19 protein-coding genes and 1 other RNA gene are annotated in these 15,584 nt (G+C 41.0%); 6 read left to right on the top strand and 14 right to left on the bottom strand.

The genetic code is table 11. The annotated features are described in order from the left end of the window. Positions 1-126: 126 nt before the first annotated feature. The 4 genes from ssrA to B7692_RS04080 all read right to left on the bottom strand — a co-directional run bounded on the left by ssrA (position 127) and on the right by B7692_RS04080 (position 3,347). Positions 127-474: a transfer-messenger RNA gene (gene ssrA, locus B7692_RS04065) on the bottom strand. 61 nt (positions 475-535) lie between these two features. Continuing rightward, positions 536-1,171, bottom strand: coding sequence for an SGNH/GDSL hydrolase family protein (locus B7692_RS04070; protein WP_084929980.1), 636 nt, complete (start codon positions 1,169-1,171; stop codon positions 536-538). Between the two features lies 1 nt (position 1,172). Further along, positions 1,173-2,000, bottom strand: coding sequence for an HAD family hydrolase (locus B7692_RS04075; RefSeq protein ID WP_084929981.1), 828 nt, complete (start codon positions 1,998-2,000; stop codon positions 1,173-1,175). A gap of 21 nt (positions 2,001-2,021) precedes the next feature. Next, the gene (locus B7692_RS04080; protein WP_084929998.1) at positions 2,022-3,347 is read right to left on the bottom strand and encodes a CapA family protein; all 1,326 of its coding nucleotides are present in this window, start codon (positions 3,345-3,347) and stop codon (positions 2,022-2,024) included. Between the two features lie 174 nt (positions 3,348-3,521). Between B7692_RS04080 and def the strand changes: the two genes are divergently transcribed. Further along, positions 3,522-4,133, top strand: coding sequence for a peptide deformylase (gene def, locus B7692_RS04085; protein WP_001272956.1), 612 nt, complete (start codon positions 3,522-3,524; stop codon positions 4,131-4,133). A gap of 44 nt (positions 4,134-4,177) precedes the next feature. Next, the gene (gene rlmB / locus B7692_RS04090; protein WP_049497720.1) at positions 4,178-4,906 is read left to right on the top strand and encodes a 23S rRNA (guanosine(2251)-2'-O)-methyltransferase RlmB; all 729 of its coding nucleotides are present in this window, start codon (positions 4,178-4,180) and stop codon (positions 4,904-4,906) included. A 191-nt stretch (positions 4,907-5,097) separates the two neighbouring features. Here rlmB and trxB read toward each other — a convergent pair whose 3' ends face one another. The 7 genes from trxB to B7692_RS04130 all read right to left on the bottom strand — a co-directional run bounded on the left by trxB (position 5,098) and on the right by B7692_RS04130 (position 9,452). Next, positions 5,098-6,009, bottom strand: a complete 912-nt coding sequence (trxB, locus tag B7692_RS04100) for a thioredoxin-disulfide reductase (protein WP_084929982.1) — start codon at positions 6,007-6,009, stop codon at positions 5,098-5,100. Positions 6,010-6,074: 65 nt separating this feature from the next. Further along, positions 6,075-6,299 carry a DUF4059 family protein gene (locus B7692_RS04105; protein WP_000926599.1) on the bottom strand — a complete coding sequence of 75 codons (225 nt, stop codon included), beginning with the start codon at positions 6,297-6,299 and terminating at the stop codon, positions 6,075-6,077. A gap of 77 nt (positions 6,300-6,376) precedes the next feature. After that, positions 6,377-7,120, bottom strand: a complete 744-nt coding sequence (locus tag B7692_RS04110; protein ID WP_000590982.1) for an amino acid ABC transporter ATP-binding protein — start codon at positions 7,118-7,120, stop codon at positions 6,377-6,379. Continuing rightward, positions 7,120-7,920 carry an amino acid ABC transporter permease gene (locus B7692_RS04115; RefSeq protein ID WP_001103445.1) on the bottom strand — a complete coding sequence of 267 codons (801 nt, stop codon included), beginning with the start codon at positions 7,918-7,920 and terminating at the stop codon, positions 7,120-7,122. The genes B7692_RS04110 and B7692_RS04115 overlap by 1 nt, the downstream gene beginning before the upstream one ends. A gap of 157 nt (positions 7,921-8,077) precedes the next feature. After that, on the bottom strand, positions 8,078-8,434 hold the full coding sequence (locus B7692_RS04120) for an arsenate reductase family protein (RefSeq protein WP_084929983.1): 357 nt from the start codon (positions 8,432-8,434) through the stop codon (positions 8,078-8,080). Positions 8,435-8,439: 5 nt separating this feature from the next. Then, entirely contained in the window at positions 8,440-8,958 is a 519-nt protein-coding gene (locus B7692_RS04125) for a methylated-DNA--[protein]-cysteine S-methyltransferase (protein ID WP_084929984.1), read from the bottom strand. Continuing rightward, positions 8,958-9,452, bottom strand: a complete 495-nt coding sequence (locus tag B7692_RS04130; protein ID WP_084929985.1) for a GNAT family N-acetyltransferase — start codon at positions 9,450-9,452, stop codon at positions 8,958-8,960. The genes B7692_RS04125 and B7692_RS04130 overlap by 1 nt, the downstream gene beginning before the upstream one ends. A 134-nt stretch (positions 9,453-9,586) precedes the next feature. Here B7692_RS04130 and B7692_RS04135 point away from each other — a divergent pair, with 134 nt between their 5' ends. Continuing rightward, positions 9,587-10,033 (top strand): DUF1836 domain-containing protein, encoded by a 447-nt coding sequence (locus B7692_RS04135; protein ID WP_050079346.1) that lies wholly within the window; start codon positions 9,587-9,589, stop codon positions 10,031-10,033. Next, on the top strand, positions 10,030-10,677 hold the full coding sequence (gene trhA, locus B7692_RS04140; protein ID WP_001097979.1) for a PAQR family membrane homeostasis protein TrhA: 648 nt from the start codon (positions 10,030-10,032) through the stop codon (positions 10,675-10,677). Before B7692_RS04135 ends, trhA begins: the two co-directional genes overlap by 4 nt. 20 nt (positions 10,678-10,697) lie before the next feature. On the opposite strand, the gene pdxT is transcribed toward trhA, so the two are convergent. From pdxT to nox, 3 genes are all read right to left on the bottom strand, one after another. Further along, positions 10,698-11,279, bottom strand: coding sequence for a pyridoxal 5'-phosphate synthase glutaminase subunit PdxT (pdxT, locus tag B7692_RS04145; protein ID WP_084929986.1), 582 nt, complete (start codon positions 11,277-11,279; stop codon positions 10,698-10,700). Continuing rightward, the gene (gene pdxS, locus B7692_RS04150) at positions 11,280-12,155 is read right to left on the bottom strand and encodes a pyridoxal 5'-phosphate synthase lyase subunit PdxS (protein ID WP_084929999.1); all 876 of its coding nucleotides are present in this window, start codon (positions 12,153-12,155) and stop codon (positions 11,280-11,282) included. Positions 12,156-12,306: 151 nt separating this feature from the next. Then, a complete protein-coding gene (gene nox, locus B7692_RS04155) occupies positions 12,307-13,686 on the bottom strand; it encodes a H2O-forming NADH oxidase (protein WP_084886816.1) in 1,380 nt (459 codons plus the stop codon). A gap of 309 nt (positions 13,687-13,995) precedes the next feature. Here nox and B7692_RS04160 point away from each other — a divergent pair, with 309 nt between their 5' ends. Continuing rightward, the gene (locus tag B7692_RS04160) at positions 13,996-14,919 is read left to right on the top strand and encodes an FAD:protein FMN transferase (RefSeq protein WP_084886818.1); all 924 of its coding nucleotides are present in this window, start codon (positions 13,996-13,998) and stop codon (positions 14,917-14,919) included. Positions 14,920-14,978: 59 nt separating this feature from the next. Then, positions 14,979-15,584 (top strand): NADPH-dependent FMN reductase, encoded by a 606-nt coding sequence (locus B7692_RS04165; RefSeq protein ID WP_084923420.1) that lies wholly within the window; start codon positions 14,979-14,981, stop codon positions 15,582-15,584.

Below are 15,584 nucleotides of genomic sequence, written 5' to 3' on the forward strand. Positions count from 1 at the left end.
TTTTTGGTATAACCTTCGACGCGCACCCGCATAGCGGGTGGTTTTTTTGTCTCTCACCTAACGGAGCGAGACGGACTAATAGTCACATAATAAAAAACGTTGATTTAACAACGTTTCACCAATTAATAATGGAGCCGGTGGGAGTCGAACCCACGTCCAAACACCTGCCAACATATTTGTCTACAACCATAGGTTATGTATTAGTTTAACAGTCCCTCGACACATAACTCAAGCCTAGAAACTGCGAGTCTATCAATCTCTTATCAAGCCGCTAGACAAGACTTGATCGTATCTCGCTAATAATAAGACCTGTCATTGAACACGAGCGATCCAAATCGGGTCACGCATGCTGGTTTTTAGGCAGCTAGAGCGTAAGAAGTGTTATTTTTTGCAGTTATATTTAACTGAGCGTTTACGTCGCCACACGAGTCGCAAAATATGCCTCATAATGCCTGTCGAATCCGTAACGACCCCAAAAGACAGTAAAACCATTATACCTTATCTAACTCAAAAATGCAAAAAGGAAATCAACTAACTACACAAGATAGTCTTTCAAATCTTTTGACAAAGCCTGATAACCAGCAATACTGAGGTGCAGCCCATCAGTTGTATATTCTTTTTTGAGTTGGCCTGCTTGGTCTGTCAAACTATCAAAAACTGGCACAAATTCCACCTGCATATAGGCAGAAGCAAGCTCTTGATAGGCTTGATTCCATTTCTGAATTTTTTCATTCGTGCGGATATAGACTGTCTGCTTGTACTCCTCTCCCTCATTGACTGGCAAAATAGAAAGCAATTTCATCTCTGTCAATGGATAATCGCGAGCAATAGTTTGAATAATAGCTTCAAGATTATTGAGAGCCTCATTCACATGCACATCTTTTCCGATATCATTTGTCCCAATCAAAAGGACAATTTTATCTACTGCTCCACCGTAAAGATGCGTATCTAGATTCTCTAGTAACAGCCCTGTCTGATAGCCACGAATTCCTCGATTGACAATTGTCTTTGAAGTCCCAAATAATTCCTGTAGAGGATAATATTCGACAATGGAATCCCCAATAAAAAGAATATCTGGCTCTACAACAGAAACTTGATTTAAGTGACGATACTTGGTTTGGATTTTTTCTTGTTCCTTTAGTAACCAATTTTCTAATAACTGTACTGCCACTTCATTCTCCTTTTTCTAACCAGTTTTCCAAGACTTGATAAACTCCTCCTTGGCTGTTGGCTGGCGCTAGAGCAGTAGCCACAGCTTTGGCTCTATCATCAGCATTTTCCATCGCATAGGCAATTCCAGCCATTTCAAGCATTTCAACATCATTTTCACTGTCACCAAAAGCCATGATTTGTTGGGGGTTCAAGTCCCAGCGCTTGAGTAATTCTTCCAAGCCCCATGCTTTATGAATCCCAGCTTGGAGGATATCAATGCAACCATAGCCACTGGATACAGCCCGAACACGGCCATCAAAGAGGTCATTGATTTCTTCCAAGACCGAACTCAAACGTTCCTCACCAACAACCATACTCATCTTGAGCACACCACCAAAGAGGTCAGATGTTAACTCATCCACAAATTGCATCCGTTGGTAGAATTTTTCAATCATTTCTGGAGTCATAAAACTTTCAAGGTCTGTAAAAATCGTACCTTCTTTGACGAAACCACCCTTCATAGCCGTCACAACAAACTGATCCTGACACGCTCGACCCTTGAAATGAGCCAAAGTCTTATCGACAATGGCATCATCCCAAGTCTGAGCCTGAATCAATTCATTGTTTTCAAAAATACGAGCACCGTTTGCAACAACCAGAACCACTCGATCGACCAAGTGCTCCAGGAGTTGCCTCATGCGGTGAATTTCATTGCCCGTCGCAATGACAAAACGAATACCCCTTTGATCCAACTGATCTAAAATCTTTTCCAAACGTGGGAGATCAAGCTGGCCTCTAGCATCCAGCAAGGTCCCATCCATATCTGTCGCAATTACCTTAATCGTCATTTAATTCCCTCTGAATTCAAGCTAATCCCACTTCAATCCCACATGTTCGTTCATTTCTTTATAAGCTGTATCAATTCGTTCCTTAGTCGCTTCATCCAACTGGTCACGATGACTACCACCCTCGATAAAATCTTCTAAGATATAGGTTTGGTAAAGGAAGAGTGGATAGCCTTCTGGAGAATAGGTTCCTTTCGGTGTACGGTTTACCCAAGAAGGATGCGCTTTGGCAGTTTCGATTGTCGTCTTACCAGCCTTTTTCTTAATGGTCACATCCATAAGAACACCACGCTCTGTCCACTTAGCATTCTCTTCATCTTGCATGGTTTCAATTCGTTGATTGGAAATAAAGTTCCCCATTGAATAGATAATGAGTTTCTTGTCTCCATCTTTTTCAACCGTTTCAGATGGTTCCACTACGTGAGGGTGCCCGCCAAAGATAATATCCGCTCCCCAATCAATCATCTTGTGATAAAGAGCCTTTTGTTCTTCAGTTGGTTCCAAGCGATATTCCACACCCATCTGAGGCATGATAATGGTGATATCTGCTTCCTTCTCTGCTCGTTCAATTTCGGCCTTCATCTTGTCTTCGTTCAAGTCTGAAAGATAGCGGTTATAGTCTTCTTGAGAAATACTTTGCTCAATCCCGTTAAATCCATAAGAATAGGCTAAGAGTGCAACCTTGATACCGTTCACTTCCTTGATAACCAGTGGAGCTTGATCACGTGACTCATGCGTATACACTCCAATAGGTGTCATTCCTGCCTTTTCAATAGCATCTGCTGTTGAGACCACACCTTCTATTTGTGAATCTAGGATATGGTTATGCGCCAAGTCTAGCACTTGATAACCAGCATCCTTGATGGCATCCATGACTTCTCCAGGTGCATTAAAGAGAGGATAACCAGCCAAATAGTGGTCCTTGTTCACAGTACCTTCAAAATCACCTATAATCAGGTCTGCTTGTTTGAGCCATGGCTTCACATAATCAAAATTTTCATGAAAATCATAGGTTCCATCTTCTTTTAAAGCTGAACGATAGATAGGAATATGATAGAGGAGGTCCCCGTTGGCCATAATTCTAGCAGTTTTTTCCTCTTCCTGATCTTTAGAATTTTGATTCGTCTTATTTGCTTCTTGAGAAATGGTATCCTTTTTTTGACTGGTCAAGGGGATTCCTTGGAAGCTTTCAAACAACAAGACCAAACCCATTGATAAAGCAACTGCTAGCAAGAGTATCGCCACAAATCCCTTATTACTCCACTTGCGATAACTCCTAAAAAAGTTTACAAAACCCCTCATAAAACGAAAAACTGGTCCACGTTTATGTCTATCTTGTCTTCTTTGCATCTTCATTCTCCCTACTTTCTAATGCAAGCCTTTTCTTTTTATTATATCACAGATAAGTAATTCTTTCACAATTGAATCGAACCTAGTAGGCATTTTCTATAAAAGCTCGATGCCGTAATGCTTTCAATCCTTGTCATTTTGTGATATCATGTAGAAGTAATGAAAGGAGAGAAAATGTCTGCTATAGAACGTATTACAAAAGCTGCTCACTTAATTGATATGAACGATATTATCCGCGAAGGGAATCCTACTCTACGCGCGGTTGCTGAGGAAGTCACTTTCCCCTTATCTGATCAGGAAATCATCCTTGGCGAAAAGATGATGCAATTCCTTAAACATTCCCAAGATCCCGTCATGGCTGAAAAAATGGGGCTCCGCGGTGGTGTTGGACTGGCTGCTCCCCAGTTAGATATCTCAAAACGCATTATCGCTGTTTTGGTGCCAAACATTGTCGAAGAAGGCGAAACTCCTCAGGAAGCTTACGACTTGCAAGCTATTATGTACAATCCAAAAATCGTCTCTCACTCGGTTCAAGACGCTGCTCTTGGAGAAGGAGAAGGTTGCCTCTCTGTTGACCGCAACGTGCCTGGCTATGTAGTCCGCCATGCTCGCGTTACTGTTGACTACTTTGACAAGGATGGGGAAAAACACCGTATCAAACTCAAAGGTTACAACTCCATCGTCGTTCAGCATGAAATTGACCACATTAACGGAATCATGTTTTACGATCGTATCAATGAAAAAGACCCATTTGCAGTTAAAGATGGTTTACTAATTCTAGAATAAATAAAATCCCGTTGCAAGACGGGGTTTTGTGTTATAATAGAGGCATGAAAACAAATGATATTGTCTATGGCGTCCACGCCGTTACCGAAGCCCTCCTTGCAAACACAGGAAACAAACTTTACCTCCAAGAAGATCTCCGAGGTAAGAATCTTGAGAAAGTCAAGGAACTGGCTACAGAAAAGAAGGTATCCATTTCTTGGACTTCAAAAAAATCCCTCTCTGAGATGACTGAAGGTGCTGTCCACCAAGGTTTTGTTCTACGAGTGTCCGAATTTGCCTATAGCGAGTTAGATCACATTCTTGCCAAAACGCGTCAAGAAGAAAATCCTTTGCTATTGATTCTGGACGGGTTAACTGATCCTCACAACTTAGGCTCCATCTTAAGAACCGCTGATGCAACCAATGTTTCCGGAGTCATCATTCCCAAGCACCGTGCTGTCGGAGTAACTCCTGTCGTTGCTAAAACAGCCACAGGTGCTATTGAGCACGTTCCGATTGCCCGAGTGACCAATCTAAGCCAAACTCTGGACAAACTCAAGGATGAAGGCTTCTGGACCTTTGGAACGGATATGAACGGTACTCCTTGCCACAAGTGGAATACAAAAGGGAAAATTGCCCTCATCATCGGAAATGAAGGAAAAGGTATCTCTAGCAACATCAAAAAACAGGTCGATGAAATGATTACCATTCCTATGAATGGACATGTTCAAAGCCTTAATGCCAGTGTTGCTGCAGCCATTCTTATGTACGAAGTTTTTCGAAATAGACTATAAAAAAAGTTTCCAGTCATCTGATTGGAAACTTTTTTATGATTATACTCAATGAAAATCAAAGAGCAAACTAGGAAGCTAGCTGTAGACAGCTCAAAGTACTGCTTTGAGGTTGTGGATAGAACTGACGAAGTCAGTACCCATACCTACGGCAAAGCGAAGCTGACGTGGTTTGAAGAGATTTTCGAAGTGTATTAACTATGTTCTGTGATAAATTTATAGGCTTCTTGACCAGCGATAGCTCCATCTCCAACTGCTGTTGTTACTTGGCGAAGGTCTTTCAAGCGAACATCTCCAACGGCAAAGATACCATCAACTGCAGTTTTCATGTGGTTGTCTGTCACAATCCAGCCTGCCTGATCTTGGATATTCAATCCTTTAACAAAATCGCTAAGAGGGTCCAAACCAACATAAATAAAGACACCACCGAAGGCTTGTTCTGTCACTTGACCTGTTTTCACATTTTCAAATACAACAGATTCTACTCGGTTTTCACCCTTGATTTCCTTCACTACAGAATCCCAGATAAAGCTGATTTTCTCATTCGCAAAGGCGCGGTCTTGTAAAACTTTTTGGGCACGAAGTTGGTCACGACGGTGAACAATGGTAACAGTCTTAGCAAAACGAGTCAAGAAGAGGGCTTCTTCAACAGCTGAATCTCCACCACCGACTACCAACAAATCTTGGTCACGGAAGAAAGCACCATCACACACGGCACAGTAGGAAACACCACGACTGTTCAGTTCTTCTTCTCCAGGTACTCCCAAAGGACGGTGTTGAGAACCAGTTGCTACGATAACTGTACGTGTTTCATATGTTTGGTCATCGGTCATCACTTTCTTAAAATCACCATGGTCTTCTACATTTTCAACATAACCATAAATGTGCTCAACACCAAGATTTTCAAGCGGTTCAAACATTTTTTCTGCCAATTCTGGCCCACTAATATTAGCGTATCCTGGGTAATTTTCAATATCAGATGTATTATTCATCTGACCACCTGGCAGACCACCTTCAATCAAGGCTACTTTTAGATTGCTTCGAGCAGCATACAAGGCCGCAGTCATCCCTGCAGGTCCAGCACCGATAATAATAGTATCGTACATATAGATTCCTTCTTTCTTGTTGTAACTATTTTTATTCTAACTCTTTCTTGTCAATCAAGCAAGGATTATGCCTTGAAAACAAGAATTAAACTCATAACCGCAAAGGATAATACTGGAACAACCAAGACTCCAATCATAATCATATCATAGAGATGGGCTTGGCGAGCCTTGGCTGTCTTATCAACTCCCGACATGGCTCTCAGTCCAATCCAAATCCCTAAAAAAATCAGGACGAGGATGGTGGTCAAGATCAAACTCTCGAAATATAAAGAAAATAGTTGCAGTAGCATGATTTCTCTCATTTCTATCTTTTTTAAAGAGTAAACTCAGCTAGTCCAGCTAACTGAGTTTTTCTTTATCTATTATATCAAATATAAGTCCGTTTGTAACTAGCGAAGAATTCTTTTGTTCGCTCTTCTTTAGGATGGTGGATAATCTCATCCGGTGTTCCAGACTCAATGATTTTCCCCTTATCTAGGAAGAGAATCTTATCCGCAACTTGAGCTACAAAGGACATGTCATGACTAACCAAAATCATGGTTTGACCTGACTTAGCAGCATCTGCAATAGACTTTTCTACTTCGCCGACCAATTCTGGATCAAGGGCTGAAGTTGGTTCGTCTAAGAGCAAGACATCTGGTTTCATCGCAAGTGCACGCGCTAGGGCAACCCGTTGCTTCTGTCCACCTGATAAATGGCGAGGATAATGGTTTTCACGGTCTGAAAGCCCAACCTTAGCCAACTCTTCCTTGGCAATCTTGGTTGCTTCTTGGTCGGATAATTTCTTGACAACAACCAAGCCTTCTTTCACATTATCAAGTGCTGTTCGGCGTTCAAACAAATTAAACTGTTGGAAAACCATAGACAACTTACGGCGTAGGGCAAGGATTTCTTCTTGAGTGATTTTAGAAAAATCAACTGAGAAATCATCAATCTGAATAGAGCCACTGTCAGGTGTTTCAAGATAATTGAGACTACGAAGGAAGGTTGATTTTCCAGCTCCTGAAGAACCAATCAAGGCTACAACTTCCCCTTTTTGAATATCCAAGTTCAGATGATCCAAGACAGTCTGTCCTGAAAAGGATTTGCTTAAATTCGAAATCTTAATCATTAACGAAGGTCTCCTTTCACATCTGTTTGCACTGTATCGGGTGCAGAAATAGCCATTTTTCTCTCGATGAAACGACCAAGGCTTTCAATTCCGATATTGACTACCCAATAAACAAGGGCAACGGAGATAAAGCGTTCAAAGTAGCGGTAATCAGCTCCACCCAAAATCTGAGCTTGGGCAAAGACTTCCACAACACCCGCACTAAAGGCTAGAGAAGTTCCTTTGGTCAAGCCGATTAGGGAATTGATTAAGGTTGGAGTCGCCACAACGGCCGCATTTGGAATAATCACGCGACGATAAACTTGCGCTCGGGTCATCCCCAGACTGCGTGCCGCCTCAATCTCACCAGGATTGACTGAGAGAATGGCTGCACGAATGGTTTCACTAGCATAAGCTGCTTCATTAAAGGCAAAGGCGACAATTGCAAAAGCAGCGGCTGGAATCGCATTGATATTGAAACCAGTTCCCCATTGCTGATTGAGAGCTTTCAAAGCCAAAGGAATTCCGTAGTAGGTCAACATGAGTTGCACCAAAATCGGTGTCCCTTTTAAGAAGCTAACAAAGAAGGCCTGCAAGGGGTATAAAATTTTGACACGATTGATCTTCACAATGGCAAAAAGAAGCGCCAAAACCAAGCCAAAAAGAGCACCACCAATGGTCAACATAATCGTTATTGGAAGTTGTTGGACAATTCTCGGGATTCCATCAAAGACCGAACGCAAGCTAAAAAGCTTGCCATCCGGAATCAATTGCATCAAGTTTTGGTACCAATCTGATGCTAAAATCGTTGTAACATTCATAAAAACATCCTCTCCTGATAATGATTCATTCTACCATACTTCTGCCGTCAATGAAATTATTTGCTACGGTCAGATACAGACTTAGTCTACCTACTAGTTTATCATACTTTGAAACAGGGAGGCTATATATTTTATCTATCAAAGAGATAGATAAAAACTATTTCAATCCCAATTCTTCGTAAGCTTTTCGATAGCCGATTTGCTTAACAGTTCCATTCTCCACTAAAATCGGTCGTTTTAACAACATTCCGTCGCTTGCTAGCAACTCAGCTGCTTCTTGGTTTGACAGACTTCCTACCTTATCTTTCAACCGCAATTCACGGTATTTGATTCCACTGGTGTTAAAAAATTGCTTCAACTCAAAACCCGAGGTTTCTAGCCAGTTTAAAATGACTTCTTGACTAGGTGTTTCTTCCACGATGTGAACAGCTTTGTAGTCCACACCGAGTTGGTTTAATTCTTGTTTTGCTTTTTTACAAGTTGAACATTTTGGGTATTCGATAAATTCTAACATGTGTTTCACTTTCTATTGTTTATATCTTTAAAATCTACGCCTTCATGCTCCAAGAGCCAAGCTTTCTTTTCCACTCCTGCAGCATACCCTGTCAGACGCTTGCCAGCCCCCAGCACCCGATGACAAGGTACTAGGATAGACCAAGGATTGCGCCCCACTGCTCCACCAATTGCTTGAGCAGAAGCCACTTGTAGCTCTTGGGCTATTTGTCCATAGGTCACTGTCTGACCATAAGGAATTTCCTGTAAATAGGACCAAACTCGCTTTTCAAAATCCGTTCCGATTGGAGCCAAGGGCAAGTTGGATAAATCATGAGACTTGCCTTTAAAGTAAGCATCTAAGCAAGCAATAACTGGGTCTAAAATGGGATGACTAACAACTGCTTCTATCGTCTCATCTCCTAGTCCCCTCTCAAAATGCTTCTGCTCCTGCACCCAAATGCCATACAGATATTGCTCGTCGGCAACCAAAGACAATGTTCCTATTGGCGAAAAGTAGAGCTTTTTTACGTACTTCTTTTGCATTATTTCTTCAATTTTTGATAGGCCAAGCGTTCGCCATCAACTGGAACTTTACCAACCTGTTTAAAACTAAGTTTTTCAAAAATATGCTGCATGGCCTTGTTTGCAACATGCGTATCTGAGCGAAAATCTAGATAATCAAATCCTTCAATCAAACCCTCTAAGAAGGTTTGAGCAACTCCTTGTCCCTGCACATCTGCTGCCACAGCAATACGGTGAAAGACTAGGTACTCTGACTCCCCAGCTTGCCAGTTTCCCTCATAAATATCTTCATAGGCCTCCTCTGGACTCTTGGTCACAGCAGCATAGGCTAGTAGTTCTCCTTCTTCCAAGGCTACATAGGCTTGACCCGAGATAATATCATCGATAATAATGTCTGCATTTGGATAGCCATTTTGCCACTGGTCACTACCAGCATCTGCTAAACATTTTTTAGCATACTCCATCACCTGCATGATGGCATCTACTTCATTTGGAAAAGCTAAACGAATCTCCATCTTTTCTCCTCATTTCTGACTAGTTTCTCCCATCATAGCATAATTTAAGCCTTTTCACAAGCAGTTAAAACTTGACTTTCTGTTTTTATTATTTTATAATCTAGTTATTAAAACTAGATAAAAAGGAGTTAAAAATGAAAACTACCTTTTCCTACCCAAAATGGGCAGAAATTCCAAACATTGACCTCTATCTGGACCAGGTTTTACTCTATGTCAATCAGGTCTGCGCCCCTATTTCTCCTGATAAAGACAAGGGCCTGACAGCATCTATGGTCAACAATTATGTCAAACATGGTTACCTGACAAAGCCTGACAAGAAAAAATACCAACGCCAACAAATTGCCCGTTTGATTGCTATCACAACCCTCAAGTCGGTATTTTCTATTCAAGAAATAGCCCAGACACTTAATACTCTCCAAACTCAAGCAAGTTCAGACCAACTCTATGATGCTTTTGTTGACTACATGAACCAAGGAATTGACCCAGCTAACCCCATTATCCAAACCAGCTGCCAAACCGTTAAACTCTATCATCAAACCCTAGCCTTAATCCATCATACTCAAGAGGAGGTAATCCAATGAACACTAGTCTTAAACTCAGCAAACAACTCAGTTTCGGAGAAGAGATTGCTAATAGTGTGACCCATGCTGTGGGTGCAATCATCATGCTCATCTTACTGCCTATTTCATCCACCTATAGTTATGAGGCACACGGATTTTTATCATCTATCGGCGTTTCCATTTTCGTTATTAGTCTCTTTCTCATGTTTCTATCATCCACCATTTATCACTCTATGGCCTATGGTTCGACCCATAAATACGTCTTGCGGATCATCGACCATTCAATGATTTATGTGGCTATCGCAGGTTCTTACACACCGGTCGTATTGACTTTGATGAATAACTGGTTTGGCTATCTGATTATTGCGATCCAGTGGGGAACGACCATCTTTGGTATTCTCTATAAAATCTTTGCTAAAAAGGTCAATGAGAAATTCAGCCTTGCTCTTTACCTGATTATGGGCTGGTTGGTTCTAACTATCATTCCTGCCATCATCAGTCAAACGACACCAATTTTCTGGAGTCTCATGGTAACTGGCGGACTCTGTTATACAGTTGGGGCTGGATTTTACGCCAAGAAAAAACCTTATTTCCACATGATTTGGCATCTCTTTATCCTAGCAGCATCTGCCCTCCAATACATCGCTATTGTTTATTACATGTAAAAAAGTTGAGAAATTCAATCTCAACTTTTTTCTTTACACATATTAATAAAGTACTGGTGCAAGCGCACATCATCAGTCAATTCTGGATGAAAAGAAGTTACCAACATATTTTTTTCTTGGGCTGCAACGATTTGATTGTCAACTGTTGCTAGAATTTCTACATCTTCTCCAACACTACTGATAATCGGACCGCGAATAAAAGTCATTGGAATCTGACCGACTCCCTTACATTCTGCTTCCGTGTAGAAACTTCCTAATTGGCGCCCATAGGCATTGCGCTCGACCACCATATCCATAGTTCTTAGATGACTCTCTTCCTGAGAAGTAATTTCCTTAGCTAAGAGAATCAAGCCTGCGCAAGTACCAAAAACGGGAAGTCCAGAAAGTATGGTTTCTCGAATGGGAATCAGCATGTCCTGCTCACGTAAGAGCTTGCCCATGGTTGTAGATTCCCCACCAGGTAGTATTAAACCCGCCAAGTCACTCTGATATTGTTGAAAATCATCTAAATTTCTGATTTCAACACTCTCGACACCTAATTGATCTAGCACTTTTGCATGTTCTGCAAAGGCCCCTTGCAAGGCCAATATTCCGATTTTCATCTATTTTCCTCGCTCAGCCATGAGAATTTGAATTTCATTTTCATTAATACCAACCATGGCTTCGCCTAGATCTTCAGAGATTTGAGCTAGGATTTGAGGATTACGGAAGTTAGTTACCGCTTTGACAATGGCACTCGCTCGTTTAACAGGATCGCCTGATTTGAAAATACCTGATCCAACAAAGACACCCTCTGCCCCTAATTGCATCATCAACGCAGCATCTGCTGGCGTTGCAACGCCTCCAGCCGCAAAGTTTACAACTGGCAATTTTCGATGCTCATGGACGTATTGAACCAATTCTACAGGGACTTGCAAGTCCTTGGCAGCAACATAAAGTTCGTCCTCACGTAGGTTTTGAATGCGGCGAATTTCCTGATTCATCATACGCATATGACGAACAGCTTGGACGATATCCCCTGTCCCCGGTTCTCCTTTTGTACGAATCATAGAAGCACCTTCAGCGATACGACGCAAGGCTTCACCCAAGTCCTTAGCTCCACAGACAAAAGGAACTTGGAATTCTTTCTTGTCCACATGGAAACGGTCGTCAGCTGGAGATAAAACTTCACTCTCATCGATATAGTCAATTTCAATAGCCTCTAAAATCTGAGCCTCAACAAAATGCCCGATTCTGACCTTGGCCATTACTGGAATACTAACCGCCTCTTGAATTTCCTTAATCATCTTTGGATCACTCATACGGGAAACACCACCAGCTGCACGAATATCAGCTGGAATCCGCTCCAAAGCCATCACAGCAGCCGCACCAGCGGCCTCTGCAATACGAGCCTGTTCAGGGTTCTGAACGTCCATGATAACCCCACCTTTGAGCATCTGTGCCAAGTTTTTATTTAGTTCGTAACGATTTTCAGTCATTTCTTTATCCTCATCATTTGTATTGGTAGCTACCATTTCATTTTAAGTTAGATTAGAATGAATCACAAGATAAAAAAAACGTAATTGTATGGGTACAGAATAGTTAAAAAACTATCTGGTCTTAACTTAAGGCCAGATAGCTCATTCATTTTTATTTTTCAGCTGTAAGGGCAGCCATTGTGATGTAGTTGTATGGTTTGTTAAAGTGTGGCAAGAAGAATAGGTCTGTCAATGCCAATTTATCAATTGTCACATGCTCTTGGATAGCAAGTGAGAACATGTGGATTCCCATGCTGATTGCAGAATCGTGTGAAACCATTTGTGCACCAAGAATTTCACGGCTATCTTTGTCAAAGACAATCTTGATGGCAACTTCATGGTTATCATGTTTCATGAATTCTGGTTTTTGAAGATCGTTAAAGCCTGTTTCAGTTGCGTTGTAACCAGCAGCTTTAGCTTTTTCAAGAGTCAAACCAGTTGAAACCATGTGAAGACCGTAGATTGAGATACCGTTTGAACCTTGAACACCGATTCCTTCCAATTCATGTCCACAAGCATTGTAAGCACCAACAATACCAGTACGAACTGCGTTTGAAGCAAGTGCGATGTAGCTTGTATCTTTACGAGCGTTGTCATAAACAGTCGCACAGTCTCCAACAGCAAATACACCAGGAAGTGAAGTTTCTTGTTTCTTGTTTACAAGGAAGGCACCGTTACGGAAGAGTTCAATCTTACCATCAGCAAGAGCAGTATTTGGACGGAAACCAACTGCAAGGATAACCATATCCACATCGAAAGTTTCTTTATCAGTAATCAAGCGTTCAACTTTACCGTCACCCTCGATTGCTTTAACAGTTTGACCAAGAGCCAAGCGAATGTTGTGGTCTTCCAAGTTCTTCGCCATCATTTGTGTGAAGTCTCTGTCATAGTAACCGTTCAAAACAGTATCAACGATATCAACAAGGACAACTTCTTTTCCAAGACGCTCAAAGGCTTCAGCAAGTTCAACACCGATGTAACCACCACCAACAACGGCGATACGGTCGAGGTGTTGGCTCTTGTCAGCAAGTTTATTAATAACTTCTTCAGCATTTTGGTACAATTTCACGAATTGTACGTTTTCAAGAGTTGCTTTAAATTCACGGTTTCCTTTAACAATTTCAACACCTTCGATTGGTGGCAAGATTGGTGTAGAACCCGTAGCAAAAATCAATTTCTCGTATGATTCTTTGTGTTCTTTTCCTTCAACTTCAGCTGTAACTACTTTGTTATCATAGTCGATTGAAAGAACTGGTGAATTCATGTAAACCTTAGCACCCTTAGCTTCCAATTTTTCTTTATCAGAATAGAACAAGCCTTCAGCACCGTCAATTTGTTCACCAATCCAAAGGGCCATTCCACATCCTAGGAAAGAGATGTTAGAGTTTTGGTCGAATACAACAATTTCGTTCTCATTACCAAAATTATCCAACATAGTATTAATACATGCTGTACCAGCGTGGTTAGCACCAACTACAACGATTTTACTCATAGAAAAATTCCTACCTTTAATTTAAAATTTACTCTTCTAGTATAACATTTACTGTTAGCGTTTACAAGAGTTTAGCTAATTTTCCCGATTTTTTTGTAAAAAAATGTAAATAATCTGTATTTTATCAGCCTTTCTTACAATTACTCTTTATATTTTCTGAGCATATTTCTTGACAAGTTTACAAATTTTATTTGTGAAAACGCTGACTTTATGGTATGCTAGTATCATGGAAAGAAAATGTAAGGGGTTCATTTTTCATAAATTTACTATGTTTCAACCTTCTTTTCATAAGAGAAAGGAGTTGGTAGCTTGCCTCTAAGTTCACATTCTGAACGCCTAATGGGAACCACTATCACTATTTCATTAGTGGATGAGCGAGCAGATATCTTGCTCCAAAAATCCTTTGATTTACTCAGAGAGCTCGAATACCGCTTCAACGCCAATAGCCAAGAATCTGAGTTGATGGAAATCAATTATCAAGCAGGAATAGCTCCTGTCAAGGTTCATCCAGACCTGTTTGAACTGATTTCACTTGGGTTAGAGCATAGCCTAGCGCCCTCTAGTCATCTCAACATCAGCATTGGTCCCTTAATTCAAACCTGGCGTATCGGTTTTTCGGATGCCAAGGTCGCCCAGCCTCAAGAAATTGAATCGGTGCTACCTTTAATCAATCCTCATTATATCGAGTTAGATTCTTCCACTTCCACTGTGTTTTTGAAACAAAAAGGAATGAAGATTGATCTTGGTTGTTTAGCCAAGGGTTATAGTGCGGATAAAGTTGCCCAATTTCTGAGAGAAGAGGGAGTAACATCTGCCTTGATCAATCTGGGAGGGAATATCCTGACTATTGGAAAAAATCAGGCAAGAGGAAATCAGCCTTGGCAAATCGGGATTCAAGACCCAGCCAATCCGAGGGGAAATCACTTAATGACCATCCCTGCTGTCAATCAATCTGTCGTGACTTCAGGCATTTATGAACGTCACCTGACTATCGATGGAAAAGATTATCATCATATTTTTGACAGTCAAACAGGATATCCTGTTGAAACGGAACTAGCGAGTCTCACCATCATCTCTGATAAATCCGTTGATGGTGAAATATGGACAACTCGTCTTTTTGGAGAAAGACCTGCTTCTATCCTCTGGCAAGTCGAAAGTTTAGAGGGCATCGAAGCTATCCTCATCGATAAGGAAGGTCACCTAAGCTGTTCTTCAGGAATTCCTACTCTATAGAAATAGATGTTTCAATAGAGTTTTAAAATCGTATTATGTAAAAAGAGAAAGGAAATCTCATGTTAAAACTTATTGCTATTGTTGGAACAAATTCAAAACGTTCTACAAACCGCCAATTGCTTCAATACATGCAAAAACACTTTGCTGAAAAAGCTGAAATTGAACTTGTTGAAATTAAAGACATTCCTGTCTTCAATAAACCAGCTGACAAGCAAGTGCCTGCTGAAATTCTGGAAATTGCTGCTAAAATTGAAGAGGCAGATGGCGTTATTATCGGTACTCCTGAGTATGACCACTCTATCCCAGCTGTTTTGATGAGTGCTCTCGCTTGGTTATCTTACGGTGTTTATCCACTTTTGAATAAGCCAATCATGATTACCGGTGCTTCATACGGGACACTTGGTTCATCTCGTGCCCAATTACAACTTCGTCAAATCTTGAACTCACCAGAAATCAAGGCAAGCGTCCTACCAGACGAATTCTTACTTTCTCATTCTCTCCAAGCCTTCAATAACAATGGAGATTTAGTGGATCTTGATGTTATTCAAAAAATGGATGCCATTTTTGATGACTTCCGTATCTTTGTAAAAATTACAGAAAAATTGCGCAACGCACAAGAATTACTTCGCAAAGATGCTGAAGACTTTGACTGGGAAAATTTGTAA

Source organism: Streptococcus mitis (assembly GCF_002096925.1).
In the GTDB taxonomy this organism is placed as follows: domain Bacteria; phylum Bacillota; class Bacilli; order Lactobacillales; family Streptococcaceae; genus Streptococcus; species Streptococcus mitis_AF.